This is a genomic window from Salinifilum ghardaiensis (genome assembly GCF_054491345.1).
The window spans coordinates 2216976-2243101 of the sequence record NZ_CM137101.1 but is presented as its reverse complement, the minus strand read 5'-3'; the positions used below and the strand labels follow the sequence as shown (position 1 = coordinate 2243101).

The following is a 26126-nucleotide window of genomic DNA, read 5'->3' as shown; positions in this document are numbered from 1 at the left end:
TCCCGGGGCTCGCCGGACGAGCCCCGGGACCGCACGAAGCCCTGCGCTCCTCCGCCGCCCGAAGCGCGGAAGCCACCAGCGCCGCAGGAAACGCCTCGACCCCGGATCTCACCTGCGGACGGAGCGCGGTGCGCGGATCACCGCCGCGCGGCTGGTGGTCCAGGACCGCTTCCGGCCGCGGTTCAGCCCCGCTCCTGCCCGGGCTCGTAGCGGCCGTCCCGCGCTGCCGCGTTGAGCTGCGCACGACGGGCCAGCGCCTCCTGCGCCGGCTGGACGTTGTCGCTCTTGCCGGCCCACTCGTGCAGCGCGGGCGCGAGCAGCCCGCGTCCGAAGGAGAAGGTGGCCTGCCACGGCAACGGGCCGCGCTGGTTGATCGCGTTCAGGTTGACGGTGGCCGTCTCGTCGCTCTGGCCACCGGAGAGGAACGCGATGCCCGGCACCGCCGGTGGCACCGTGCGCTGCAGCGCGCGCACCGTCGCGTCGGCGATCTCGCCCTCGCTGGGCTGCACGGGGTGGCCCTTGCCCGCGACGACCATGTTCGGCTTGAGGATCATCGCCTCGAGCTCGACGCCCTGCACGGCCAGCTCGTCGAACACCCGCCGCAGCGTGCTGGTGGTGGCCTCCTCGGCGGCCTCCAAGGAGTGGTCACCGTCCATGAGCACCTCGGGCTCGACCATCGGAACCAGGCCCGCCTCCTGCGACAGGGCGGCGTAGCGGGCGAGCGCGTGCGCGTTGGCGTGGATGGCCCGCGGACTCGGGCGCTGCTCGCCGATGTCGAGGACGGCGCGCCACTTGGTGAACTTCATCCCGAGCTGGGCGTACTCCTCGAGGCGCTCCCGCAGCCCGTCCAGCCCCTCGGTGACCTTCTCGCCCTCGGTGCCCGCGAGCGGCTTCGCGCCCCTGTCGACCTTGATGCCGGGGGTCACGCCGTTGTCGATCGCGATGCGGTACAGCGGGGTGCCGTCCTGGGAGGTCTGCCGCACCGTCTCGTCGAAGAGGATCACGCTGCTGATCCAGTCGCCGAGCTTCGGCGTGGACACGATCAGCTCCCGGTACTGCCTGCGCACCTCCTCGGTGGTCTCGAGGCCTTCGGCCTCGAGCCGCTTGTTCATCGTGCCGGTGCTCTCGTCGGCGGCGAGGATCCCCTTGCCGGGCGCCACCATCTGCTGCGCTGCCAGCCGCATGTCGTCACTCGGCATGTGCGCTCCTCCTGCGGTGTTGTCGTGGTGATGACGCACCTGCGCCAGTCGGGAGGTGTCATCGGGGGCGTTGGTTTGTTTACCAGAACCGGCGCGACGCGGCTGCCGGTGATCACCGGGCTCGCCGGGGCCGGTCGTTCCGCCGGTCGCGGAATTGCCCTGACGCCCGCTCGGCGAAACCCGCCGGTACCCGCCCCGCAGCGTAGGCAATCACGGATGCCGCCCTCAACGCAGGTCGCTCGGAACGGGTCCGTCTGCGCTGGTTGTTCACCCCAGCTCGCGGCCCGGGTTCCTCCTGCGCGCGGAGTACGAGGGCAGCCGGTTCCGCCCGTTCACCACTGCCCGCGACCGTCGCGGCTGGACCGTTCCAGCGCGCCGTTGCTCACTCCCGCTGCCCCTGCTCCATGATGGCGATGAGTTCGCGCGCGCTGCCGATCGTGTGCTCCTCGAAAGCGGCCTCGGCCCGCGAGCGGTCCCGCGACAGCAAGGCGTCGATCAGGCGGTGGTGCACGCGCTCGGCCCGCGCCGGATCCGAGCGGATGGCCTGGTCGTGGGCCAGGGCGATGGTCAGGTGGGCTTCGGTCACCGGCCACATCCGCAGCAGCATCGCGTTCTCGGCCGCCACCCAGATGCCGCGGTGGAACGCCACGTGCGCCTCGTGGCGGGTCAGGGGGTCCGGATCGACCTCCCACCGGGAGAACTCCGCCCAGTACTCCTGCACAGCGGCCATGCGACGACCGCTGTCGTCCTCGAGGACGCAGTCCACGGCGAGCATGTCCAGCGCGTGGCGGGCCCGGGCGATGTCGAGGATCTCGGCGGGTTCCAGGCTCGCCACGTGCAAACCGCGGTAGGGCTCCTGGACGATCAGCCCCTCCTGCGTCAGCTGGCTCAGCGCTTCGCGGACGGTGGGGCGGCTGACGGCCAACGTCGTCGACAGGTTGACCTCGGTCAGCTTGTCCCCCGGCCGCAGCTGTCCCCGGACGACGGCCCGGCGCAGTTCCCGGGCGACGCTGTCCCGCCGGGACAGGATCGGTGCCGGGGAGAGCTGCTGGTCCGCCGCGCCGGACTCCGAGGCGGCCGCGGACGAAGGCTGGGGCATCTCGGTCCTTTCCCATCGAGCAGCCGGAACGGCTGATTGTTTGACACTCTTCACCGCATCGTAGTAGCAGCGTGCGGCGCGGTCATCCGCACCGCACGCCGGTGCGGCCCCACCGCCCCCGCGCCTGAGCGCGCCCGGTGGGCCGTTCCTGGTTGAGCGGACGCTGCACCGGCGGATTCGCAGCAAGCAACGTCGACGGCGTCCTCGCAGCTGCTCACAACTCCTCCGGGTCCGCCACGACGAGACGACCTTCCATGCCGCCAGCGACAGTGAGCACCTCACCGGAGCACATCGCTGATGCGGTGGGAGACGCCAGCCACACGATCGCAGAGGCCACATCCCCAGGTGCCGCGAGTTCCTTGAGGGGCCTCGTGGCCGTGGCGCGTTGCACTGCTCGGTCATCGAGGGAGGCACCCACTTGATCGGTCAACGTCCAGCCGGGTGCGACGACGTTGACCCTGCCGTCGGGCGCGATGCGGATGATTTCGTTTTTGAGCGTTCTGGCGAAGCCGTAAGCCAGCGCCGCTTTCGCCGCCGCGTAGTCGGCTTTGCCCGCCTCCCCGAAGATCGCGCTGGTGGACGATACCAGCACGATGTTCCCGCACCCCGTTCCTTCGACGTGGCGCAGGTATTCGCGACACGTCAGAAACGGGGCCGTCACGTTGTCCTCGGTCGCGCGGTGGAACCGCTCCGAGGACATCTCCCACACGGGAACGTCCTCGTCTTCCCAGCCACCGCTGTTGGCGACGCAGACGTCGATGGTTCCGACCGCAGCGGCGGCATCGGCCACGACCGACGCCGCCTCGTCGGGGCGACGGAGGTCGCCCCGCACCACGTGACCACCGGTCGCGGCCGCGAGGCGCTCAGCGCGGTCGCGGTTCCGGAAGCAATGAACGACGACTCGCGCTCCTTCAGCGGCGAAGGCTGCGACCGTCGCCGCACCGATCCCACCGCTCGCACCGGTTATCAAGACACCGCGCTCCGCAAGGCCGTAGTCCACTCGTCGTCCTCCTCGGTCGCAGTCGGAACAGCGCAGTTCGCGACGAGATCGCCAGCTCCGCGCGGGCCTGCTCATCCCACTGCTTGCGCGCCGGTGATTTCCACTACCGAACCGCACGTGAAGGACGCCTCGCCCGAAGCGAGGAAAGCCACCAGTGCAGCGACTTCCTCCGGTCGACCGATCCGGTCGAAGGGAACCCGCGCGTCGAGATCGGCAGTGCTCCTGCCGGTGCGGGCCAGGTTGTCTTCGAGCATGGGTGTGCGGATTTCCCCCGGTGCGACGGCGTTGACGCGGATGTGGTGGGGGGGCGTAGTCGCGGGCCAAGCTCTTGGTGAACGCCACGACCGCTGCTTTGGAAACGTCGTACGCGATGTGGCCCGGTGCGGGGGACAGTCCCCGCTGCGAGGCCGTGTTCACGATGGAGCCGCCTCCAGCGGACATCATGGCGGGCGCAACGGCGCGGCACATGTGGAACAGCGCGTCGACGTTGACCGAGAAGCTGAGGTCCCAGTCTTCGGGAGCGAGTGAGAGGAGATCCCCGCGGGGGTTCGTACCGGCGTTGTTGATGAGCGCGTGCACGTTTCCACATCGGTTCACGATCTCCTCGACCGCGGTTGTGCACTGAACGGGGTCGAGCAGGTCGAAAACCTCGGCTTCCGCGCTGTGGCCGGAGGAAACGAGATCTGCAGCGAGGTGTTCAGCCGCATCGCCGTCGATGTCGCACACGACGGCATGAGAACCCTCAGCCGCCAGCCGGCTGCTGATGGCCGAACCGATGCCTCCGGCAGCACCGGTCACGATGGAAGTCGTACGTCCGAATCGCCGCACGTTTCCTCCTGCTCTCGCTGCGCGTGAACGATTCCCGGTTCCCTCGGACGCCCCGGGAAGAAAGTTCGCAGGTGCTCGTCCGATCACGGGCGCATCCTGATCAGCACGTGGTCGCGCCATCGGCACGTCGGAACATTTCGGCACCGTCGAGCGAATCCGCATGCCAACCGCTCGTCATTCGTCACTCAACTGCGCTCTGCTGTGCGTGCCTGCTGCGGGAATCCCAGAAGGTGGCTCCCCTGATGCCGGCCCGTTCGGGGTCGAGCCCCTCCTTCTTCTGGCGTTCGTAGTCCCGCAGCGCTCGGAGCGCGGTCGGCACGAGCAGGGCGATGGCGATCATGTTGAACCACGCGATGAGCCCGTAGCCGATATCGCCGAGGGTCCACACCAGCTCGGTGCTGCGCACCGTGCCGAGGTACGCCGACAGCAGGACGAGGACCTGCAGGACGCGGGCCGGGACCCCCCGGTCGCTGCCGGTGAGGTACACGATGTTCGTCACGCCGTAGTAGAAGTACGACAGCAGCGAGGTGAACGCGAAGAAGAGGATCGCGATCGCCACGAAACCGGGGCCGATGTTCACGCCCGGGATGAGCGTGCCGACGGCGGTCTGCGTGAACGCGGCCCCCGGCTCCACCCCCGGCAGGTTCTCGACGAGCGGGGGCCGCCCCTCGGGCAGGACGTTGTACGCCCCGGTCGACAGGATCATCACACCGGTCGCCGAGCAGACCACCAGGGTGTCGACGTACACGGAGAACGACTGGACCAGTCCCTGCTTGACCGGGTGGGAGACCGAGGCGGAGGCACCGGCGAAGCCGCCTTCGCCGACACCGGCGACGTTCGAGTACAACGAGCGCCGAACGCCCCAGGACACCGCGGCTCCCACCAAACCGCCGAAGACCGCGTCGATTCCGAACGCCGAGGACAGCACGAGTCCCGCGACCTCGGGAACGACCCGGAAATTCACGACCACGATGGCGAGGGCGATCACCACGTAGCACACGGCCATGACGGGCACGACCTTCTCGGCGAACGCGGCGATGCGCCGTGTACCACCGAAGACGACGAGCCCGAGGAAAGTCACCAGGAGCAGTCCGGAGATCCACGTCGGCACGCCGAACGCGGACTCGAGCGAGGTGACGATGCTCGAGGACTGCACACCGGGGATCAGCAGCGCGTAGCACAGCACCGCCACGCCGGCGGCCGCGACCGCCGGCCACCGCAGGCCGAGCCCCTTGTCGAGGTACCAGGGGATGCCGCCGCGGTACTCCCCTGGGACTTGACCTTGTAGATCTGGCCGAGCGTGGCCTCGATGAACGCGCTGGACGCGGCGAGGACGGAGGTGGCGATCATCCAGAACAGCGCGCCGGGGCCGCCGGAGGCGATCGCGATGGCCACGCCGGCGATGTTGCCCACGCCGACACGTCCGCCCAGAGCCATGGCGAATGCCTGGAAGGGGGAGGTGCCGGTCTCGGATTCGGCGCGCCGGAACAGGCACTTGACCATGCCCGGCAGGTGCCTCACCTGCACCGCGCGCGTGGCGATGCTGTAGGCGAGACCGCTGAGGAGCGTGACGTACACCAGCGGTTCCCAGATGATGTCGTAGGTTCTGTCGAGAAGGGCTTCCACGTGAAACTCCCGCTGCGCGAAGAGACGTCCCTGCTTCTGGAGAGGTGCCTGCCTCTGGAGAGGTGCTTGCCCCCGGAGAGGTGTTCCGCAGTCCGCGGGGGCTCAGCCCCGCCCGAGCGGCCGGGCCCGGCGGCCGGGTGAGATGAGATCCCGAACCTCGCCGGACGTGAACGCGGACGAGTGGACCGGTTTCCACCTGGAAGTCAAACTGTCAGACAATCTTGCGGGAGAGTGCAACACGTGGCCCCGGTCACGTCCACCCCTCGGGCGGAAAAGAATCCGTTCCCTCGCCGGGCCGCGGGCCGCGGCACGACGGGGCGCGTTCGACGCGCAGCGCGAAACGCGGTATTTCCGCGGGATTCTGGAACCGTCCGGGGCGAAACGTCGAGCACGCGCCGGATCGCCCCGCGCAGCCCGGAACACGCCTGCGGCGGAGTGCTGCCGCTTCCGGCAGCGCCCCGCCGCAGGCGCGGGCCGCCCCGCGTCGAGTGGCGAGAACGCGGGGCAGCGGGGAGGTTCAGCCGTCGAGGCTCCGGTCGACCGCGTCGAGAGCCGCGTCCAGGACGGCGAGTCCCTCGCGCGCATGCCGTTCCGTGACGGTGCACGGCGGTACCACGTGGACGCGGTGCTGCGCCGTGGGGATCAGCAGTCCGGCCTCGGCGCACTCCGCGACGAGCCGCTTCATGACCGGGCTGGAGCCGCCGTACGGGGCCACCGGTTCCTTCGTGGCGCGGTCGGTGACGAGCTCGAGGGCCCAGAACACGCCGAGACCGCGGACGTCCCCGATGCACGGGTGGCGTTCGGCGAGGGCGCGGAGCCCCGGTCCGAGCACCTCCTCACCGACGGCGGCGGCGTTGTCCACGATGCCCTCGTCCTCCATCGCGGTGATGGCGGCGACGGCGGCGGCGCAGGCGAGCGGATGTCCCGAGTACGTCAACCCGCCGGGGTAGACGCGGTCGTCGAAAGTGGACGCGATCGGTTCGTTGACGGCGACGCCCCCGAGCGGCACGTAACCGGAGTTGACCCCCTTCGCGAAGGTGATCAGGTCCGGGACGACGCCGTAGTGGTCGACGGCGAACCAGGCGCCGGTGCGGCCGAATCCGGCCATGACCTCGTCGGCGACGTAGACGATGCCGTACCGGTCGCACAGCTCGCGCACGCCCTGCAGGTAGCCGGGTGGTGGCGGCATGATCCCCGCCGTTCCGGGGATCGTCTCGAGCACGACCGCGGCGATGGTCGAAGGGCCTTCGAGCTCGATGACCTGCTCGAGGTGTTCGAGCGCCCGCCGGCACTCCGCGGCCTCGTCGTCCGCGTGGAACGGGGACCGGTAGGGGTGGGGCCCGAAGAAGTGGACCGCGCCCGCACCCGCCTGCTCGTTGGGCCAGCGCCGCGGATCGCCGGTCAGGTTGACCGCCGTCGAGGTGGCACCGTGGTACGAGCGGTAGCGCGCGAGCACCTTGTGGCGCCCGGTGTGCAGGCGCGCCATCCGGACGGCGTTCTCGACGGCTTCCGCTCCCCCGTTGGTGAAGAAGATCTTGTCCAAGCCCTCGGGGGTGCGTTCGGCGATCAACCGCGCGGCCTGGCTGCGGGGCTCGGTGGCGCAGGCCGGGGAGATCGTGCACAATTGCTCGGCCTGGGAGCGGATCGCCTGCACCACGGCGGGGTGCTGGTGCCCGATGTTGGTGTTGACCAGCTGGCTGGTGAAGTCGAGGTAGCAGCGCCCGTCGGCGTCCCAGACGTGGACGCCTTCCGCGCGTTCGACGACCATCGGGTCCAGTCCCGCCTGGGCCGACCACGAGTGCATCACGTGGGCCCGGTCGAGCTCGTAGGTTCGCGCGGTCGGTGGCGACGTGAGCGACATGAGGATCCCTGTCTCTGCGAGGGCGGTCAGGTGTTCTGCGGGAAGCCGAGGTCGACCCGCTGCTGCCCGGACTCGGGCCAGCGCGTGGTGACGGCCTTGGTGCGGGTGTAGAAGTGCACCCCCTCCGCGCCGTAGGCGTGCGTGTCGCCGAACAGCGAGTCCTTCCAGCCGCCGAAGGAGTAGTAGGCCACGGGCACCGGGATCGGCACGTTGACGCCGACCATCCCGACCTCGACCTCGCGCTGGAAGTGCCGCGCCGTGCGGCCGTCGCCGGTGAACAGCGCGACCCCGTTGCCGTACGGGTTGTCGTTGATCAGCTTCAGCGCCTCGTCGTAGGAGGGGACCCGCAGCACCGACAGCACCGGCCCGAAGATCTCGTCGGTGTAGATCGACATGCTCGGTGCGACGTGGTCGAACAGGGTGGGGCCCAACCAGAAGCCCTCGCCCGCGCCTTCCGCGGTGACCTCGCGCCCGTCGACGACGAGCGAGGCCCCCTCGTCGGCGCCCGCCTGCACGTAGCCGGCGACCCGGTCGCGGTGGGCACCGGTGACGAGCGGGCCCATGTCGGTGCCGCGCCGGCCGTCGCCGATCCGGAGGTCGCTGATCTTCCCGCGGATCTTCGCCACGAGGTCATCGGCGATCGAGTCGACCGCCACGAGGGCGCTGACGGCCATGCACCGCTCGCCCGCGGAGCCGAATCCGGCGTTGACCGCCGCGTCGGCCGCCTGGTCCAGGTCGGCGTCGGGGAGCACGAGCATGTGGTTCTTCGCCCCGCCGAGAGCTTGGACGCGCTTGCCGCGGGCGGTCCCCTTCTCGTACACGTACCGCGCGACGGGCGTGGAGCCGACGAACGAGACGGCCTTGGTGTCGGCGTGCTCCAGCAGTCCGTCGACCGCCTCCCCGTCGCCGTGCAGCACGTTGAACACGCCAGGCGGAAGGCCGGCCTCGGCCCACAACTGGGCCAACCAGTTCGCGGCCGTGGGGTCCTTCTCGCTCGGCTTGAGCACGACGGTGTTGCCCGCCGCGATCGCGAGCGGGAAGAACCACATCGGCACCATGGCCGGGAAGTTGAACGGACTGATGACGGCGACCGGCCCCAGCGGCTGGCGCAGCGAGTGCACGTCCACACCGGTGGAGGCGTTGTCGGTCATCTCGCCCTTGAGCAGGTGCCCCAGCCCGCAGGCGAATTCCACGACCTCCAGCCCCCGGGTGATCTCCCCGAGCGCGTCGTCGAGCACCTTGCCGTGCTCGGCGGTGATGATCTCGGCCAGTTCGCCCTTGCGCTCGGCGAGGAGCTCGCGGAACCGGAAGAGGACCTGCGTGCGCCGGGTGAGGGAGGTGTCGCGCCACCCGGGGAAGGCGGCCCGCGCCGCATCGACGACGGTGTTCACGTCGGCGGGGTCGGCCAGGCGCACGTGCCGTCGCGCCGTGCCGGTCGCCGGGTCGAAGACCTCGCCGCTGCGGGGGCCGACGCCCTCCCACGGCTTGTTGTCCACCCAGTGCGGCAGTGCGGGCAGGCTCGAGCTGTCGGATGTCATGGGGCTCCTCACTGTCGACGATTGCGGTTCATCGTCGGGTTCACCACGACCGGCCGACAACTGACGAAGCGTCACCCTTCACTGGCGCTTCCTGACAACTCGTCAGTAGGATCGCGCGCATGGTGCGGCAGCTGACCGTGGGCGACATCCTCGCCCTGCCCCTCGTCCAGGAGGCGGTGCCGGAGCTCCTCTCCCCCGCCACCGCCGATCGCGCGGTCCGCTGGGTCCACGTCAGCGAGCTGGACGACCTGTCGGCGCTGCTCAAGGGCGGCGAGCTGATCCTGACCACCGGCATCGGGATCGGCCGCACCGAGAAGGAGCAGCACGACTACCTGGAGAACCTCGACCGCGCGGGCGCGGCGGGGCTCGTGCTCGAGCTCGGGCGGCGGTTCGAGCAGCCCCCGCGCGGCCTCGTCCGCACCGCGCGCCGACTGGGGTTCCCGCTCGTGGTGCTCCACCGCCCGCTGCGGTTCGTCGCGCTCACCGAGGCGGTGCACGCGCGGATCGTCGACGAGCAGGTCGAGCGGCTGAGCTTCTCCGAGCGGGTGCACCGGACCTTCTCGGAACTCGCCGTCGAGGCCTCCGGCGCCGAGGAGATCCTCCACCAGGGACAGCTCCTGGCGGGGGCGCCGCTGGTGCTGGAGGACCTCGGGCACCGCGTGATCGCGTACGAGCTCGGCGCCGCACCGGCCGCCCAGGTCCTCGACCAGTGGGAACGGCGCTCACGCGCAGCCGGTGACGGCACCAGCATGCCGTTCGGCAACGAGCGCTGGACCGCTGCGCTGGTGGGGCCCCGCCGCAGCCCGTGGGGCAGGCTCGTCATGCTCGGCGGAACGCTGGAGGACGACGCGGCGCTGACGGTGCTCGAGCGAACCGCCCAGGCGTTGACCGTCGCCCGCCTGATCGAGCGGGAACGGCGCGGTGAGGAGCACCGCACGCACGCCGGGCTGCTGGCGGAACTGCTGGCCGGGCGCGCGGTCGACGGTCCGGACCTGCGCGCCCGCGCCTCCGCGGCCGGTCTCACGCCCCGCGGCCCCTACCTCCCGCTCACGCTCATCCCCAGCGGTGGCCGGCCCGCCGAACCCCGCGGCGAGGCCGGCGCACCGGGCAGCGACCCGGCCGCCCGCGTGCGGGACGTCGTTGCCGCCCACCTGCGCAGGACGGGCCAGCCGGGGCTGGTCGCCTCCACCCGGCCGGGCACGGTCACGGCCGTGCTCGGCCTCGCCGCCGAGGACGAGGACCGGGTGCTGCACCGGTTCGCCCCGGCGGTGCACGAGGGGATCGCCGCGGAAGGCGACGGGTCGTCCTGGGTGATCGGCGTGGGGCGTTCCGGCGCCGCGCTCGCCGGAACCGGTCCGCTGATCGACGAGTCCGCGCACGCCGCCGAGGTCGCGGCCGTCCAGCAGCCGCGCACCCCCGGCAACCGGCTGTTCCACCGCAGCGCTGACGTGCGCCTGCGCGGTGTGCTGTCACTGCTCCGCGAGGACCCCCGGCTGGTCGCGTTCGCCGAGGCGGAGCTCGGTCCACTGCTGGCGCACGACGCGGAGCACCGCACCGACCTCGTCGGCGTTCTCGGGGAGTTCCTGCGGCACGGCGGCAACAAGACGGAGCTGGCGAGGCGTTCGCACCTCAGCCGACCGGCGCTGTACAACCGCCTCGCCACGATCGAGTCCGTGCTCGGCGTGGACCTCTCGGATGCGGAATCCCGCGCGTCCCTGCACGTCGCCGCGCTCCTGCGCGAGCTCCGGAGCGCGCGGGGCGGCGCCGCCGGGGAATGATCCGTTCCCCGCTCACCCGCCGGTGCGCGGGCTCGGAGGTTCGAGCGGCAGGAACCCGGTGCCCGCGGAGCCGGGGCGGTCCGTCCGCGTCCGCACCGGTGGAGCTGCTCGATGCGCTCTCCACTTCCCGACCGCATCGATGCAGTCGGGATGCAGCCGGAGGGATCGTCCGTTCCCATTGACACGACCACGCGACAGCTCTAGTGTCACCGCTCACACGGTGCAGATTGTTTGACAATCTTCACCAGCTCGGGGATTGCTCACCCCGTTGCCGCAACGGATCTTTCCCCACCCAGCTCAGGAGGTCGAACCGTCATGCGGATCGTTGTCGTCGGGGGCGGTGTCGTCGGTCTCGCCAGCGCCTACCGGCTGGCGAAAGCCGGCTGCGAAGTCGTCGTCCTCGAAGCGCGGACCGCCGGATCCGCGGCGTCGCACGGCAACGCCGCGAAGATCGCACTGGCCGAGAGCGGCCCCGTCCCGGCCCCGGGCGTCATCCTGCAGTCACTGCGCTGGTTGCTCAAACCCGACAGTCCGCTGTGGATCAGACCGTCGCCGGCACCGGACTTCGTCAAGTTCATGGTGGCCATGGCGCGCCACTGCAACGAACGCGACTTCAGGACCGGGTTGCACACGCACCTCCGGCTGGCCGCCGATGCGGTCGACCTGCTCGACGACTACGCCGCCGACGGGATCGACTTCGAGATGCACCAGGCCGGGGTGCTGCTGGCGTTCGAGACCGAGCAGCGCTACCGGGAGCAGCTCGGTTCCCTGGACGTCTTCGAGAGCTTCGGCATGCACCCGGAACGGCTCGACGGCGACGAGGTCCAGAACCGGGAACCCGCGCTGTCGTCCCGGATCCGCCACGGGCTGCACTTCCCCGACGACCGGCAGGTCGAGCCCGACTCGCTCACGAGCGGACTGGTCAAGCGCTGCCGCGAGCTCGGGGTCGAAATCCGCGAGAACACCGATGTGCAGCGGTTCCTGCGCACCGGCGACACCGTCACCGGGGTGGTGACCGATACCGGCGAGGTCACCGGCGAGGCGCTGCTGCTCGCCGCCGGCGCCTGGAGCGGACCGCTGTCCAAGCGCCTGGGCTCCCCCGTGCCCATCCGACCGGGCAAGGGCTACAGCATCGACTACTCCCCCAACCCGATCCGGTTGCGCAGCGCCCTGACCCTGGAGGACGCCCGCGTGGCCGTGACGCCGCTGAACGGGATGCTGCGGATCGCCGGGACCATGGAGTTCGGCGGGCTGGACGAGCGGATCAGCACCCCCCGCGTGCGGGCCGTCGAACGCGCCGCGGCCGAGGCGTTCGCCGACTGGAACGACCCGCCCGGCAGGGCCGAGCCGTGGGCCGGGCTGCGCCCGATGGCCCCGGACGGCCTGCCGGTCATCGGGCGACTCGACGGCCTCACCAACGCCTACATCGCCTCCGGGCACGGCATGTTGGGGCTGACCCTGGCACCGACGACGGCGGAGCTCATCACCGGGGCCATCACGCACCGGAGCCAGCCCCCGGTCGCGGAGGCGGTCTCCCCGGAGCGCTTCGCCCGGCGCCGCCCGGCCGCTCGCCGCGGCCGCAGATGACGCGCAGCACCGACGGTCCCACCACCGAAGGAGAAGGACCATGAGCACCGAATTCACGGGAATCCTCGCCGCGGTCGCGACCCCGTTCACCGCGGACGCGTCCGAAGTGGACGCCAAGGGTGTCGAGAAGCAGACCGAGCACGTCCTCGCCGGGGGGATCAACGGCCTCGTCCCCGGAGGCAGCACCGGCGAGTTCACGACGCTGAGCACGAACGAGCGCAAGCAGGTCACCGAGCTCTACGTCGACGCCGCCGGAGGCCGCGTGCCCGTGGTCGCCGGCACCGGCGCGCTGAGCACGGCCGAGACCGTGGAGCTGAGCCGCCACGCCAGCCGGGCCGGGGCGGACGCCGTGATGGTCGTCCCCCCGTTCTACGACGCCCCGTCCTGGGAGGAGCTCCTCGCGCACTACGGCGCCGTTTCGGACGCGGTGGACGTGCCGATCATGTACTACAACATCCCCGCGGCCACCGGTGTCCACCTCAGCGCGGAGCAGCTCGGCGAGCTGGGCCGCAGAACCGGGGTCACCTCGTTCAAGGACACCGGAGGCGACGCGCCGAAGTTCACCGACGTCCTGCACAACCACGCGGACGACATCACCGCCCTCAACGGCTTCGACACGCTGTCGTTCCACGGACTCGCCGTCGGTGCGAAGGCGAGCGTCTGGGGAACCGCGAGCGTGATCCCCCAGCTCTGCGCGGAGTTCTACGACGCGCTGGCGGTGCGCGGTGACCTCGCGGCCGCTCGTGCGCTGTGGTCCAGGATCTTCCCGATCTGCCAGTTCCTCGAATCGCACAACTACGCCTGCGCGGTCAAGACGGGCGTCGAGCTCGTCGGGCAGGACGCGGGACCGATGCGGCGCCCCGCGCTGCCGCTGGCACCGCAGTACCGCGAGGAGCTCCGGCAGCTCCTGCGCCAGGCCGGTGCGACCGTGACCGGGAACTAGGAGGCGCACCGTGATCCCGAGGCAGATCCTCCACACCGTCGACGTGCACGCCGAAGGCGAGCCGGGACGCGTGGTGATCGGCAGCCACCTGCACGTCAAAGGCGCGACCACGGCCGAACGGCTGCAGTACTGCCGCGAGCACCTCGACGCGCTGCGCCTGCGCCTGCTGCGCGAACCCCGCGGCTACCCGGGTCTGTGCGGCGTCCTGGTCCTGCCGCCCGCCGACCCCGCCGCGGACTTCGGCCTGGTCGTGCTCGAGCAGGGCGGTTTCCGGCCGATGTCCGGCAGCAACCTCATCTGCGCGGTGACGGCGCTGCTGGAGACCGGGGCCCTCCCGGTCGAGGAACCGGCCACCGAGCTCGTCGCGGACACCGCGGTCGGTCTCGTCCGGATCCACGCGGAGGTCGCCCGCGGCAAGGTCACGCGCGTCACCTTCCGCAACGCACCCGCTTTCGCCGTGGCGCTCGGCCACGTGCTCGACCTCCCCGAGCACGGGCAGGTCCCGGTGGACATCGTCTTCGGCGGGCAGTTCTTCGTGCAGGCCAGAGCGGCGGACCTCGGGGTGGAGCTCGTTCCCGCCGCGGCCAAGGAGCTCACGCGGGTCGGCGCCGTGCTGCGCACTGCCGCGCAGCAGCAGTTCCCGGTCAGCCACCCGCACCACCCCGACCTCGACCACGTCGCGCTGGCCATGATCCACGGGGGATCGCCGACCCCCGGTGTCTCGGGCCGCAACACCGTGGTCCTGCCCAGCGGGGAGGTCGACGTGACCGACCCGCGGACCTGGACCGGATCGCTGGACCGCTCCCGTGCGGAACGGGGACCTGCGGCCGCATGGCGGCCCTGCACGCGCGCGGGGAGCTCGCGCTGGGCAGCCCCTTCGTCCACGAGAGCCTGCTCGGCACGACGTTCACCGGAACCCTGCTCGACACCACCGACGTCGGGCCGTACGCGGCGGTGTCGCCGAGCGTGAGCGGGCGGGGCTGGATCACCGGGTTCTCCCAGCACGTCCTCGACGACGAGGACCCCTTCCCCGAGGGCTACACCCTGGGGGACCTGTGGGGGCCCGAGACCGCTGCTCCCACCGCCGCCCACCTGCCCGAACAGCGAATCTTGGAGGACGGATGAGTCCACGAGGGCTCCAGTTCATCGCCGGAGAGCACCGCGAAGGCCGCGGCGACGCGTTGCCGATCACCGACCCGTCGACCGGCGAGGTCATCAGCACCGGAGCGGCCGCCACCGCTGACGACGTGGACGACGCGGTCGCCGCCGCTCACCGGGCGTTCACCGGCTGGGCCGCCACGCCGCCCGGTGAGCGCTCGACCGCGATGCTGCGCTGGGCGGAGCTCATGCAGCAGCGCAGCGGCGAACTCGCGGCCACCGAGAGCCGCAACGGCGGCAAGCCGATCAAGCTCGCCGAGGGCTTCGACGTACCGGGCGTGATCGACAACATCGCGTTCTTCGCCGGCGCCGCCCGCAACCTCGAGGGCAAGGCGGCCGCCGAGTACTCCGGTGAGCACACCTCGACCATCAGGCGGGAACCGGTCGGCGTCGTCGGTGCGATCGCGCCGTGGAACTACCCGCTGCAGATGGCCGCGTGGAAGGTGCTGCCCGCCGTCGCCGCCGGCAACGCGATCGTGCTCAAGCCGTCCGAGCTGACGCCGCTGAGCGCGCTCGTGTTCGCCGAGACCGCCTGCGAAGCGGGCATTCCCGCGGGTGTCGTCAACATCGTCACCGGCTGCGGCGAGACCGCGGGGCGAGCGCTCGTCGAGCACGACGACGTGTCCATGGTCTCCTTCACCGGTTCGACGACCGCGGGCCGCCAGGTCGCCGCCGCAGCAGCGGGGGGCGTGAAGCGCGTCCACCTCGAACTCGGTGGCAAGGCACCGTTCCTCGTCTTCGACGACGCCGACCTGGAAGCCGCCGCGCGGGGGGCCGTGGCCGGCGCGCTCATCAACACCGGCCAGGACTGCACCGCGGCCACCCGGGCCTACGTGCAGCGCCCGCTGTTCGACGCGTTCGCGCAGCGCGTCGCGGAGCTGATGGACGAGGTCCGGCTCGGACCGGCGGACGACCCGGCCACCGACATGGGCTCGCTCATCTCGCTCGAGCACCGCGACCGGGTCGCCGCCATGGTCGACCGCGCGCGCGGCGCCGGCGCCAAGGTCGTGCGCGGCGGGAACGTCCCGGCCGACATGCCGGAGTCCGGGGCTTACTACGAACCGACGCTGATCACCGGTGCCGCGCAGGGCTCCGAGATCGTCCAGCGGGAAGTCTTCGGCCCCGTGCTGGTGTGCCTGCCCTTCGACACCGACGACGAAGGGCTCGCGCTGGCCAACGACACTCCCTACGGACTCGCCGCCTCCGCGTGGTCCCGGGACGTGTTCCGCACCCAGCGGGCCAGCCGCGAGATCCGCGCGGGATGCGTGTGGATCAACGACCACATCCCGATCATCAGCGAGATGCCCCACGGCGGGTACCGGTCCTCGGGCTTCGGCAAGGACATGTCCGCCTACTCGTTCGAGGAGTACACCAACGTCAAGCACGTGATGTCGGACATCGCCGGCGAAAGCCGCAAGGGCTGGCACGACCTCGTCTTCACCGCGGACTGAGCCCGCACCGGACCGGCACGCCGGTTTCTCCGGAGGCCGCACCGCGCGGTGCGGCCTCCCCTGCTGCCGCGCTCGCCCGTTCGCCGCGCTCCCCGCGCGTCGTCGGGGTGCCATCCCGCACAGATTGTTTGACAATCAAGCCGCAATGCGGTGATCATCGATCGGTCTGCGAGCTCGTGCGCACGAGCCGTGCGCGCGGCCGCGCCAGACCGGACCAGCCCACCGCTGTCCGCGGACAGCGCGAAGCACAACCCGCACGGCGCCCGCACCCGGCCGTGGTGCGCGCCGTGGTCACACAGACGTCCAACAAACCAGGTGGTTCGACAATGCGGATCCTTCTCATCGGCAACACCGGCCGACTCGGCAGCGCGGTGCAAGCGGTGTTGCAGGAGCGCGGGCACGAGGTGGTCGAGGCGAGCCGCTCGCACCAGGCGCACCCGGTGGACATCAGCGACGCCGGGTCGATCTCGCGGCTCTACGACACCGTCGGGCCCGTCGACGCCGTGGCGTGCGCCGCGGGCCACGTCGTCTACGACCGCGTCCGGTCGCTCAGCCACGAGGACTACCGCGAAAGCCTCATGGACAAGGCGCTGGGCCAGATCGAACTCGTGCGGCGCGGCATCGCGGCCCTCCCGGAGCGGGGATCCTTCACCCTGATCACAGGGGTGCTCGCCAAGGAACCGGTCGTGACGAGCTCGGCCGCGTCCGCCGCCAACGGCGCGGTCGAAGCGTTCGTCCGCGCCGCCGCGCTCGAGATCGCCCCGCAGCGCGTCAACGCCGTCAGCCCCACCGTCTTCGCCGAGTCGATGGAGAAGGTCGGGCACCTCTTCCCCGGTGAAGAGCCCGTCCCCGTCCGGAACGTCGCCAACGCCTACGTCCGGTCGATCGAAAGGGCGGAGACGGGCCGCGTCTACCAGCTGCCGTGACACCGCCGCGTGACACCGCGAACGCGGCGCGGCGTGCCGCGCCCCTCGGAAGGTGCGGCACGCCCGCTCGCTCCGGCTCCGCAACTCAGCGTTGGGAGGAAAACCGCAAGACCGGGTCGGATGCACCGTCGACCGGTGGGACGCTGCGGCTCCTGTGGTGAGCACGACCCCGCGCGGGCTGCCGCAGAGCAGGCTCTCCCGAAGCGGCCTACTGCGGTTCTCCCCTCGGTGCCGATTCGGTGGGGGCCTCGGTCGGTTCGGACCCTGCGCCCGGCGCGCTGCGCTGCTCCGGGACACGGCCGGGGCGGGTGGTGGTGAGGTCGCGGGTGACCCGGAGGAAGAGCACCAGCGCGGGAATCATGACGAGGAGCGTCAGCGGAAACGTGACCAGCGGGGGAAGCGGCAGGGACATCTGCATCAGGTCGAACACCGAGTGCAGGGCCATCACCGTCGCGAGGATCGCCACGACGGACCAGCTCAACGACACTCGGCCACGTCGTTGCCAGGCGGCGAACATGACCGCGCAGGCGGCGCCGGTCCAGATCTGGTGGGTGAACGGATCGGTCAACCCGCGCATGATGAGGTCGGTTTCGGCACCCGCGAGGCCCCCGGGTGCGTTGAGCGCACCGTAGGCGTATCCCATCGACTCCAGCACGGCGAATCCGGTCGCCGCGGCCATGCCGAGCGCCACTCCGGAGAGCTTGGTCAGGTATCGGCCGGTCAGCGCGAGCGCGACGGGGAGGATCAGCTTGGCGATCTCCTCGATCGGCCCGACGTAGAGGATCTTCCACGAGTTCACGCGAGTGATGAGGAGGGTGTCGAAGACCCCGCCGACGAGCAGCGCGAATGCACCACCGACCACCATCGTCAGCAGCATCGTCCCGGCGGGAACGCTGTTGAGCACCTCGGTGCGGCGGTGCGTCGCCACGAGGAGGCCGACCGGGCCTGCGGCGGCACCGATGAGGAACGCCGCCGGTTGCAGCACGTCGTCGCCCGTGAGGGCCAGCGTCGCGATCATGACCGCGCTCAACGCGACCATCAGCGCCCACGCCCGCACACCGCGGTTGTGCGCGATGAAGAGGAACGGACGCGCGACCGACATACGAGCACCCTCCGCAGGCGTTCTGCATTGCTGCGCAGGTGCACGACCGTACCCCGGGAGCGTGCGGCGGGGGCCGGAACTGGCGCCGATTTCATCCGGAAGTGCTTCCTGCGCACCGATTTCGGCGGCTCAGGGTCCGGTGTGCACACCGGTGCTCACGCGTGGGCGGAGAACAGGAGCTCGCCGGCCAGGTCCGGATCCACCTGGATGCCGAGCCCGGGCGCGGTGGGGGCAGCTCCGCGACCGCGGTCGGAGCGGGGCTCGTGGCCGGCGACGTGGCCGTCGGTCCAGTCGTTGTAGAAGGAGGCGTGCAGCAGGTTCTCGGTGCGGGTGCCGGCGGCGAGGTGGCTGACCGCAGCGGTGGCGACGTCACCGCCCCACGTGTCTTCCAGGCACAGCGCCAGACCGAGCTCCTCGGCCGCGTCGCGGAGGCACGCGGCCCTGGTCAACCCGCCGATCCTGCCGATCTTCACGTTGACCGCGACAGCACCGGCCTCGAACTTCGCCGCGTGGAGATCGCGCACCCCCAGCACGGACTCGTCGAGGACCAGCGGCACCGCGGAGCCCCGGTGCACCAGGGCGCAGTCCTCGGTCGTCCGGCAGGGCTGCTCCACCAGCACGTCGAGCTCGCCCAACCCGCGGAGCGCCCGCCGGGCCTCGAGCAGGCTCCAGCCCGTGTTCGCATCGGCGATGATGACCGCGTCCTCGCCGGCCGCTTCGCGGGTCGCCCGGGTGCGCGCGACGTCGTCGGTCGGCTCGTTGCCCACCTTGAGCTGGAACCGCGTGATCCCGGCGGACGTGCGGGCGGCCGCGAACTCCGCCATGGACCCGGGCGAGCCCAGCGGAACGGCCTCGTAGAGGGGGAAGTCCTCCTGCAAGCGCCCGCCGAGCAGATCCACCACGGGCCGCCCCACCGACTGGCCCAGCACGTCCCAGCAGGCAACGTCCACCGCGCTCTTCGCGGACTCGTGGCCCGCCAGGGCCTCGTCCATCGCGGCGTTGACCCTGGCCAGGTTCGTCGGATCGGCACCGAGCAGCACCGGAGCCAGGTGCTGCAACGCGGCGCGCACGCCGCCCGCGAACATCGGCAGGTAGGTCGCCCCGAGCGGGGTCGCCTCGCCCCACCCCTCGAGACCGTCCTCGGTGCGCAGGCGAACCAACGTGCCGTCCTGGGCGGACGCCGCGCGCCCGCCGGACATCACGTACTCGCCGTGGGCGTAGCGGACGGGGTAGGCGAACACGTCCACGGAACCGATCTGCACGGGATCCTCCTCCGACGGCGCTGCGGTGCCACCAGCATCCGGTGTCCCGAGCTCTCCGATCAAGCCCCGGTGCGCGGCAACGGCTCGGTCGGCAGCGCTGCGCTGCGGACACCTCGCCCGCCGAGCGCGATGTCCCGCACCGAGCCTCCGAACCGCGGGAGCAGCGCCGGGATCACCTCAGCGGTCAGAAGCTGATCGAGCCCTTCGCCAGCACGCCCCCGTCGCAGACCAGATGGCTACCGGTGACGTAGGAGGCCTCCGGGCCCAGGAGCCACGCCGCCGCGCGTGCGGGCTCCTCCGGATCGGCGAGCCGGCCGAGGGGGATCTCGCTGCGGATCGCAGTGCGGAGCCGCTCGCGCTCAGCCTCGGGCGTGCCCGTCCACATCAGGGGAGTTTCCGTGGCTCCGGGGACGATCGCGTTCGCGCGGATGCCGTACGCCGCGTAGTCGACCGCGAGCGTGCGGACCAGGGCGGAGACACCGCCTTTGCTGGCGGCGTAGGCGTTCGCGCCGCCAGCGGCGAAGGCCACTTGGGCGGCCGGGGACGAGCACAGCACGAGAGAGCCTGGTGTCCCGGTGGCGACGAGGTGCCGCAGAACGGCCTGCGCCGCCAGGAACGACCCGGTGAGGTTGACCTCGAGCACGCGTCGCCAGTCCGCGGAGTCCAAACGGTGCACCCGACCGCTGATGTCCAGGCCCGCTGCTGCCACCAACCCGCGCGGAGGTGCATCGTTCTCCCCCACCGCGATATCTACCGCCTGGTTGAGCTGGCTCTCATCAGTCACATCGCAGGGCCGGGCTGTCGCCGCAGGCGCTCCAGCCTCCCGGGCCGAGGCAGCCACCTCCGCAGCCGCTGCTTCGTCCTTGTCGACGACGGCAACGGGCACCTGCGAACTCGCGAGCAGCAGAGCGACAGCTCGACCAATGCCCGATCCCCCACCGGTGATCACGATGAAGGGTTCGCTCATCCCGCTCTCCATCCGTCCGTCCCCACCCGGCAGCCACTGGCGCGTGCTGTCCCCCGATCAGGCCGCGAGCAGAACCTCGCCTCGCGTGTGGTGCGCGACCTGGTCCGGGTCGAGCGTGATGCCGATCCCCGGACCCGCGGGGATCTCCAGCATCCCCTCGGCATCGAGCCGGAACGGTTCGGTGGTGAGTCCGTCCACGTAGGCCGAACCTGTCTTGTACTCCACGAGGTCGGTGTCGGCCAGTGCCGAGGCCAGCTGGAGATCGGCCGCCAACCCCACCGCGGTGTTCCAACCGTGCGGAATCAGCCGAGAGCCGTTCTCCTCGGCGAGCCAGCCCACGCGTCGGCTCTCGCTGAGACCGCCCACCTTGGTGACATCGGGTTGGACGATGTCGAAGCAACCGGCCTGCAGGTACGGGCGGAACGCCTGACGGCGCGTGAGGACCTCGCCGCCGGCGATCGGAACCGGAGCGCGGTGACGCAGAGCCGCGAACTCCTCGACCGCGTCCGGGCGCAGCGGTTCCTCGAACCACGCCACCTCGTAGTGATCGAGCATCGACGCCGTCCGCAGCGCCCACTTGTAATCCCCCCGCCAGAAGGCGTCGCTGCCGCCCGCGTCCACGGCCAGCAGGCGCTGGTCCCCGATCGCCTCCCGAGCCGCGGCGACGACCCGCTCGTCCTGGCGAGCGCTTCCCCGGCCGATCGGTCCCCAACCGATCTTGAAGGCCCGAAAGCCCTGGTCGACCAAGTCGCTCAGGGTGTGCTTCAGCGGGCCCGGCTCGTCGGCGAGCACCGAGGCGTACGGCAACACGCGCTCGCGGTGGCGCCCTCCGAGCAACCGTCCCACGGGCTGACCCGTGATCTGGCCGAACAAGTCCCACACCGCCAGATCGATCCCGCTGATCGAGTGCGTGAGCGCTCCCCCGCGACCCGACCAGAAGGTGTGCTGGTGCAACCGCTCGGTCAGCCGCTCCGGTTCGAGGACGCTCTGCCCCTCGAGCAGCGGCCACAAGACCTCGAGGGAAGCCTTCACCAGCTGATCGTGGGTGAAAACGCTGCCCACACCCACCAGCCCCTCGTCCGCGTGCACAGCGAGCAGCGTGTGCACGACGTCGTCCGGCTCGAGCTCGGCGGACCACCCGCCCGGCGGCGTGGCTCCGCGCAGTCCCACAGCCCGGATGTCACGGATCTGCACAGCACGTCCTCCCTCAGCTGTCACGCACAGGGCACCACTGTATGCTGATTATCGATAATCGGCAATACGCTGGTCCAGCGCGTACACTCACCGACAAGCAGCCGAGGAGGATCGTGGTGCACAGCACGGCCAGCGCCGCCCGTTCGACCAGAGGTTTCGTCGTCGACTCCCTGCGGGAGGCGATCGTCGAGGGTCGCTTGCCGGCGGGATCGCGGCTCGGGCAGGACCAGCTGCGCGCCGAGTTCGCGACCAGCGCCGCCCCGGTCCGCGAAGCTCTCCGCCAGCTCGAGAGCGAAGGCTTGGTCGTCCACTACCCCAACCGCGGCTCGTTCGTCACGGAGGTCGACGCCCACGAGCTTCGCGGAGTCCTCCTCCCCGTCCGCCTCCAACTCGAACAGCACGCCGCCCGCCACGCGAGCGCGCACGCCGCCACCGCCTTCTGGGACGGGCTCGCCGAGATCGTGCGCGCCATGCGCTCAGCCGCCGACCACGGCGACCTCCGCGCCGTGACCGAGACCGACGTGCGCTTCCACCGAACGCTGATCAGCGAGGCGCACTCGGTGCACGCCACCCACATCTGGTCCGGCATCGAATCCCGCATCCGCATGCAGTTCCACATCCTCGGACGACCGCAGCACCGCCTGCACTCCATCGCCGAAGAGCACGAACAGCTGCTCGACGAGTTGCGCAGCGGGGACCGCTCACGCGCCGATGACGCGCTCCGAGAACACATCGTCGACGCCGCCGAACAACTCCTCGACAAGCCACCCAACGACACCGCGCCCTGATCGAGGCGGAAGCTCCGCTCCGAGCCAGCGGTGCGGATGCACACCACAGGAATCCGGGGTGTCCGGTCGCGCGGATCCGGACAGGCGAAACCACCGCACAACGCCGCAACTACCCAGCGCGGAGAAGCTCGACCACAAAACCCGGCACGCAGAATCGCTGAGGGTTTCGACTGCGCCGAAGGGACGAGTCGGGCCGCATCCCGCGGTCGCGCAGAGCGCTGAGCTGCGTCCGGGCGCGTCGCCGCGCGGGGCTCCCCGCGCTCCCCTCCCGGCCGCGCACCCACCGCCGATCTGGCCGAGGCCACCTCGGTGAGTCGAGCACCGGCCTGCGGTGCGCCCCGGTTCCGATCCCTGCCAGCGCTGGAGTACCCTGGTCGGTGATCGGGCGGGATGACCGCCCGCGCGACCGGCCTCGACGGTCCTGGTCGCCGTTTCCTGCACAGCACTTGCATCGGGCACGAGCGTGCCGGGGGTGGGCGGGCACGCGAGAAAAGTGAGGCGTCGTGCCGGAGCGCGTCTCGTATCGAAACTTGTTCACCTTGTGCGGCCCCGTGCTGCCGCTGGCCTCGTTCCTGGCCCGAATGCCGCAAACCATGGCGCCGATGGGGGTGCTGCTGCTGATCAGCACCACCCAGGGCAGTCTCGGCGCCGCCGGACTGGCCTCGGCTGCGCTGGCGATCGGACAGGCCGTCGGCAGCGCGCTGATCGGACGGCTCACCGATCGGCACGGACAACGCGCGGTGGTCACCACGGCTGCCCTGGTCAACGCCGCACTGCTGGTCGTGCTCCCCCTCCTCGCGGTGCACGGTGCCGCGCTGTGGCTGTGCGCCGTTGCCGCGTTGCTCGCCGGACTGACCATCCCCCCGGTCGGACCGCTGTCCCGCACCCGCTGGATCCACCTCGTGCGGCGGCACGAACGTCCCGCCGCCGCCACGAGCACCGCGTTCTCCTTGGAGGGAGCGCTCGACGAGCTCGGTTTCGTCGTCGGACCGGCGCTGGTGGGGCTGTTCGGGGCCGCCGCGGGCGTGGAAGCCGCGTTGCCCTTCGCCGCGGTCCTGGGCGGTGCGGCGGGCACGATGTTCGCGCTGCACAGAACGGCCCCGACGGGTCGGGTGGACCACGCCCGCCCCGCCGGCGGAATCGGGCGGGGCGAGAGGCGGCGAACGGTCGGCCCGTTGCTGTTGGCGCTGCTGGCGGCCATGGTGCTGCAGGGCGTGATCTTCAGCAGCGTGCAGACCGGGACGACCGCGCTGGCCGGAGAAGCCGGCCACCCGGGACTGGCCGGTGCGCTCTACGCGACGATGGGATTGACCAGCGCGCTCGCGGGGCTCGGAACAGCCGCCCTGCCCGGGCGTTTCGACCTGCCGGCGCGGTTGCGGGCCACGACCGCGGCGATGCTGGTCCTCTCGATCCCGGTGGTGCTGCTCGCCAACAGCACGGGCTCGCTGGCAGGGTTCCTGCCGCTCCTCGGCGCGGCCGTCGGTCCGTACATGATCACGGTGTTCAGCCTGGCCGAGCGGGTCGTCCCCGCCGAGCGGCTGGCCACGGCGATGGGTGTGCTCAACAGCGGTGTCGTCGCGGGCTACGCGGTCGGCTCCTCGCTGTCCGGCCAGTTGTCCGATGTGCACGGTGCGACGGCGGCTTTCGGGATCACCACGTCGGCGGCGCTGGCGGCGTGCCTGCTGGCGCTGTTCACCGCGGGCCGCTACGCCCGCCGTCGGGATCCCGTTTCCGTCACCGGGCACGCGGCTCGCACCGAGCTGGACCGGGCCTGATCCGCGGTGCGCGGGCGGTGCGGGCGCGCAGGTCGATGAGCATTCCGGGCAGGACCGCTTCCGCGGCCCTGCCCGGAGAGCCCTGCCGCGGAACCTCGCCCGGCACGTGAAGACCGGATTCAGGGTGAGACCGGTCACGCTCCCGCGTCGGCTGCGTCGACGGCGGGTGGCGACGTGGTCGACCACCGGCGTGCGCCCCGCTGCGCATGGTTGCCCATCTCTCCCGCGGGGCTCGCACGGCGACGCGACGGCTTCTACTACGCTTTATAGTAGTTACGCTGAAACCTCCAGCGAAGTCGTCTGCAGCCGTGAGGAGCGAGGGATATGGCGTCGGTGAGCGGAAAGCGATCGACCTGGATCGCGTGGGTGTTCGCCGCGGTGGGCGTGGTGGCCGTCGTGGCACTGGTCTGGGGCGCTTTTGTTGGAGGGGAATCCGGCCAGCGGGCCGGCTCGCAGCAACAAGCCCAGTCCCAGAGCTCGGAATCCTCCGGGGGGCTCGAATCCCTGCAGCGGCGCGAACCGGGCGATCCCATGGCACGGGGCCGCGCCGACGCACCCGTGGTGATGATCAAGTACGAGGACTTCCGCTGCCCGTACTGCGCGAAAGCCGCCACCGACATCGAACCGGAGCTGATCAAGCGCTACGTCGACAGCGGGACGCTGCGCATCGAGTGGCGCGACTTCCCCATCTTCGGCCAGCAGTCCTACGCGATGGCCAAGGCCGGCCGCGCCGCTGCCGAACAGGGCAAGTTCTGGCAGTTCCACGACGCGGCCTACGAGATCGGCGTGCAGGCGGGCCAGGGCCACCCCGACTTCCCCGACGAGCGGATCCAGGAAGTGGCCCGCGAGGCCGGCATCCCGAACATGGAGCAGTTCAACGCCACCCGCAACAGTCCCGAGGTCATGCAGGCCATCGATCGCGATCTTCGCGAGGGTGAGCAGATCGGCGTGTCGAGCACGCCCACGTTCGTGATCAACGGACAAGCGATCCTGGGCGCGCAGCCCCTGCAGCAGTTCATCAAGGTGATCGAAGAAGAGAAGGAAAAAGCATGAACATCGGGTACCTGGGCGCGTTCCTGGGCGGCGTGCTGTCCCTGCTGAGTCCCTGCTCGGCACTGCTGGTGCCCGCGTTCTTCGCCTACGCCTTCGCCGACCGGGTGCGGCTGCTGATGCGCACCGCCTTCTTCTACCTCGGATTGGCGACCACGCTGGTCCCGATGGGTGCTGCCGCGGGCTCGATCGGTGCGGTGCTCAACCAGTACCGCGACGTCGTCGTGCTGATCGGCGGCCTGCTCATGGTCGGCCTGGGCATCGCGCAGATCGTCGGGTTCGGTTTCGGGTCGAACGCCGCCCAACGGCTCAGCGGGCGGATCAACATCTCCTCCGGCGTGTCGGTGTACTTGCTGGGCACGGTGTACGGGCTCGCGGGGTTCTGCGCCGGTCCGCTGCTGGGCGCCGTGCTGTCGATGGCGATGACCGGGGCCAGCCCCGCTTACGGCGGGATCCTGCTGGCGATCTACGCGCTGGGGATGGCGCTGCCGCTGTTCGTCATCGCCGCCCTGTGGGACCGGTTCGACCTCGGGCGACGCTCGTGGCTGCGCGGACGCGCACTGAACCTGGGCGTTCTCCGGGTGCACAGCACCACGCTGATCGCCGGACTGGTGTTCATCGCACTGGGTCTCGTCTTCCTCCTCACCGACGGCACCGGCTCGCTGGGCGGTGTTGTCGGCATGGACGCGCAATTCGCCCTGCAGGCCTGGGTCCAGCAAAGCGCGAGCCTGGTCTCCGACCAGGTGGTCGTGCTGCTCCTGGTGCTGATCGCCGCGGTGATCGCCGGCGTCTGGGCCCTGCGCGCGCACCGCCGACGCCGTGCGCGGACCGCGGAGGAAAGCTCCGAGGACGCCGCGGAGAAGGCCACCGCCTCCCCGACCACGGAAGAACCGTGAATCCTTCCCCGCCTTCAGGCGGGGACTTCCACGCAACGCCTGGTGAAACGCTCCGGCCTTCTCCGCGGCGGCCGCGGATCCGGGATGTTCCTCCGCAG

The 26126-nt window shown here is 71.0% G+C and carries 20 protein-coding genes and 3 pseudogenes; 11 read left to right on the top strand and 12 right to left on the bottom strand.

Going from position 1 to position 26126, the window contains the following annotated elements; translation table 11 throughout:
- Positions 1 to 182: 182 nt before the first annotated feature.
- The 8 genes and pseudogenes from ACVGV0_RS10270 to ACVGV0_RS10235 all read right to left on the bottom strand — a co-directional run bounded on the left by ACVGV0_RS10270 (position 183) and on the right by ACVGV0_RS10235 (position 9151).
- Positions 183 to 1199: a class I fructose-bisphosphate aldolase gene (locus ACVGV0_RS10270; protein WP_459159625.1), complete on the bottom strand. Its 1017-nt coding sequence runs from the start codon at positions 1197 to 1199 to the stop codon at positions 183 to 185.
- Positions 1200 to 1581: 382 nt separating this feature from the next.
- Complete coding sequence (locus ACVGV0_RS10265; RefSeq protein ID WP_459159624.1) at positions 1582 to 2298, bottom strand: GntR family transcriptional regulator; 717 nt, start codon at positions 2296 to 2298, stop codon at positions 1582 to 1584.
- Positions 2299 to 2512: 214 nt separating this feature from the next.
- Positions 2513 to 3298 (bottom strand): SDR family NAD(P)-dependent oxidoreductase, encoded by a 786-nt coding sequence (locus tag ACVGV0_RS10260; protein ID WP_459159979.1) that lies wholly within the window; start codon positions 3296 to 3298, stop codon positions 2513 to 2515.
- Positions 3299 to 3369: 71 nt separating this feature from the next.
- A pseudogene (locus tag ACVGV0_RS10255) lies at positions 3370 to 3600 on the bottom strand (SDR family oxidoreductase); the annotation flags it as partial.
- A gap of 61 nt (positions 3601 to 3661) precedes the next feature.
- A pseudogene (locus tag ACVGV0_RS10250) lies at positions 3662 to 4246 on the bottom strand (SDR family NAD(P)-dependent oxidoreductase); the annotation flags it as partial.
- 61 nt (positions 4247 to 4307) lie between these two features.
- Positions 4308 to 5563, bottom strand: a pseudogene (locus ACVGV0_RS10245) (alanine/glycine:cation symporter family protein).
- 706 nt (positions 5564 to 6269) lie between these two features.
- Positions 6270 to 7613, bottom strand: a complete 1344-nt coding sequence (locus ACVGV0_RS10240; RefSeq protein WP_459159623.1) for an aminotransferase class III-fold pyridoxal phosphate-dependent enzyme — start codon at positions 7611 to 7613, stop codon at positions 6270 to 6272.
- Between the two features lie 26 nt (positions 7614 to 7639).
- On the bottom strand, positions 7640 to 9151 hold the full coding sequence (locus ACVGV0_RS10235; RefSeq protein ID WP_459159622.1) for a CoA-acylating methylmalonate-semialdehyde dehydrogenase: 1512 nt from the start codon (positions 9149 to 9151) through the stop codon (positions 7640 to 7642).
- A 119-nt stretch (positions 9152 to 9270) separates the two neighbouring features.
- Between ACVGV0_RS10235 and ACVGV0_RS10230 the strand changes: the two genes are divergently transcribed.
- The 7 genes from ACVGV0_RS10230 (at position 9271) to ACVGV0_RS10200 (ending at position 16994) form a co-directional block, all read left to right on the top strand.
- Positions 9271 to 10929, top strand: coding sequence for a PucR family transcriptional regulator (locus ACVGV0_RS10230; RefSeq protein WP_459159621.1), 1659 nt, complete (start codon positions 9271 to 9273; stop codon positions 10927 to 10929).
- A gap of 315 nt (positions 10930 to 11244) precedes the next feature.
- Positions 11245 to 12516, top strand: a complete 1272-nt coding sequence (locus ACVGV0_RS10225; RefSeq protein WP_459159620.1) for an NAD(P)/FAD-dependent oxidoreductase — start codon at positions 11245 to 11247, stop codon at positions 12514 to 12516.
- Positions 12517 to 12556: 40 nt separating this feature from the next.
- Positions 12557 to 13459, top strand: coding sequence for a dihydrodipicolinate synthase family protein (locus ACVGV0_RS10220; RefSeq protein WP_459159619.1), 903 nt, complete (start codon positions 12557 to 12559; stop codon positions 13457 to 13459).
- A gap of 10 nt (positions 13460 to 13469) precedes the next feature.
- Entirely contained in the window at positions 13470 to 14429 is a 960-nt protein-coding gene (locus ACVGV0_RS10215) for a proline racemase family protein (RefSeq protein WP_459159618.1), read from the top strand.
- Entirely contained in the window at positions 14324 to 14584 is a 261-nt protein-coding gene (locus tag ACVGV0_RS10210; protein ID WP_459159978.1) for a proline racemase family protein, read from the top strand. Before ACVGV0_RS10215 ends, ACVGV0_RS10210 begins: the two co-directional genes overlap by 106 nt.
- On the top strand, positions 14581 to 16068 hold the full coding sequence (locus ACVGV0_RS10205) for a gamma-aminobutyraldehyde dehydrogenase (RefSeq protein ID WP_459159617.1): 1488 nt from the start codon (positions 14581 to 14583) through the stop codon (positions 16066 to 16068). Before ACVGV0_RS10210 ends, ACVGV0_RS10205 begins: the two co-directional genes overlap by 4 nt.
- Positions 16069 to 16394: 326 nt before the next feature.
- Positions 16395 to 16994 carry a short chain dehydrogenase gene (locus ACVGV0_RS10200; RefSeq protein WP_459159616.1) on the top strand — a complete coding sequence of 200 codons (600 nt, stop codon included), beginning with the start codon at positions 16395 to 16397 and terminating at the stop codon, positions 16992 to 16994.
- A 208-nt stretch (positions 16995 to 17202) separates the two neighbouring features.
- On the opposite strand, the gene ACVGV0_RS10195 is transcribed toward ACVGV0_RS10200, so the two are convergent.
- From ACVGV0_RS10195 to ACVGV0_RS10180, 4 genes are all read right to left on the bottom strand, one after another.
- Positions 17203 to 18096, bottom strand: coding sequence for a PrsW family intramembrane metalloprotease (locus ACVGV0_RS10195; RefSeq protein WP_459159615.1), 894 nt, complete (start codon positions 18094 to 18096; stop codon positions 17203 to 17205).
- A gap of 155 nt (positions 18097 to 18251) precedes the next feature.
- Complete coding sequence (locus ACVGV0_RS10190; RefSeq protein ID WP_459159614.1) at positions 18252 to 19358, bottom strand: mandelate racemase/muconate lactonizing enzyme family protein; 1107 nt, start codon at positions 19356 to 19358, stop codon at positions 18252 to 18254.
- A gap of 184 nt (positions 19359 to 19542) precedes the next feature.
- Positions 19543 to 20325, bottom strand: a complete 783-nt coding sequence (locus ACVGV0_RS10185) for an SDR family NAD(P)-dependent oxidoreductase (RefSeq protein WP_459159613.1) — start codon at positions 20323 to 20325, stop codon at positions 19543 to 19545.
- 57 nt (positions 20326 to 20382) lie between these two features.
- Positions 20383 to 21519, bottom strand: a complete 1137-nt coding sequence (locus ACVGV0_RS10180) for a mandelate racemase/muconate lactonizing enzyme family protein (RefSeq protein WP_459159612.1) — start codon at positions 21517 to 21519, stop codon at positions 20383 to 20385.
- A gap of 113 nt (positions 21520 to 21632) precedes the next feature.
- On the opposite strand from ACVGV0_RS10180, the gene ACVGV0_RS10175 reads away from it, so the two are divergent.
- From ACVGV0_RS10175 to ACVGV0_RS10160, 4 genes are all read left to right on the top strand, one after another.
- A complete protein-coding gene (locus ACVGV0_RS10175) occupies positions 21633 to 22307 on the top strand; it encodes a GntR family transcriptional regulator (protein WP_459159611.1) in 675 nt (224 codons plus the stop codon).
- Positions 22308 to 22837: 530 nt separating this feature from the next.
- Positions 22838 to 24082 carry an MFS transporter gene (locus ACVGV0_RS10170; RefSeq protein WP_459159610.1) on the top strand — a complete coding sequence of 415 codons (1245 nt, stop codon included), beginning with the start codon at positions 22838 to 22840 and terminating at the stop codon, positions 24080 to 24082.
- Positions 24083 to 24406: 324 nt separating this feature from the next.
- Entirely contained in the window at positions 24407 to 25135 is a 729-nt protein-coding gene (locus ACVGV0_RS10165; RefSeq protein ID WP_459159609.1) for a DsbA family protein, read from the top strand.
- Positions 25132 to 26028: a cytochrome c biogenesis CcdA family protein gene (locus ACVGV0_RS10160; RefSeq protein WP_459159608.1), complete on the top strand. Its 897-nt coding sequence runs from the start codon at positions 25132 to 25134 to the stop codon at positions 26026 to 26028. Before ACVGV0_RS10165 ends, ACVGV0_RS10160 begins: the two co-directional genes overlap by 4 nt.
- The last annotated feature ends 98 nt before the right edge of the window (positions 26029 to 26126 follow it).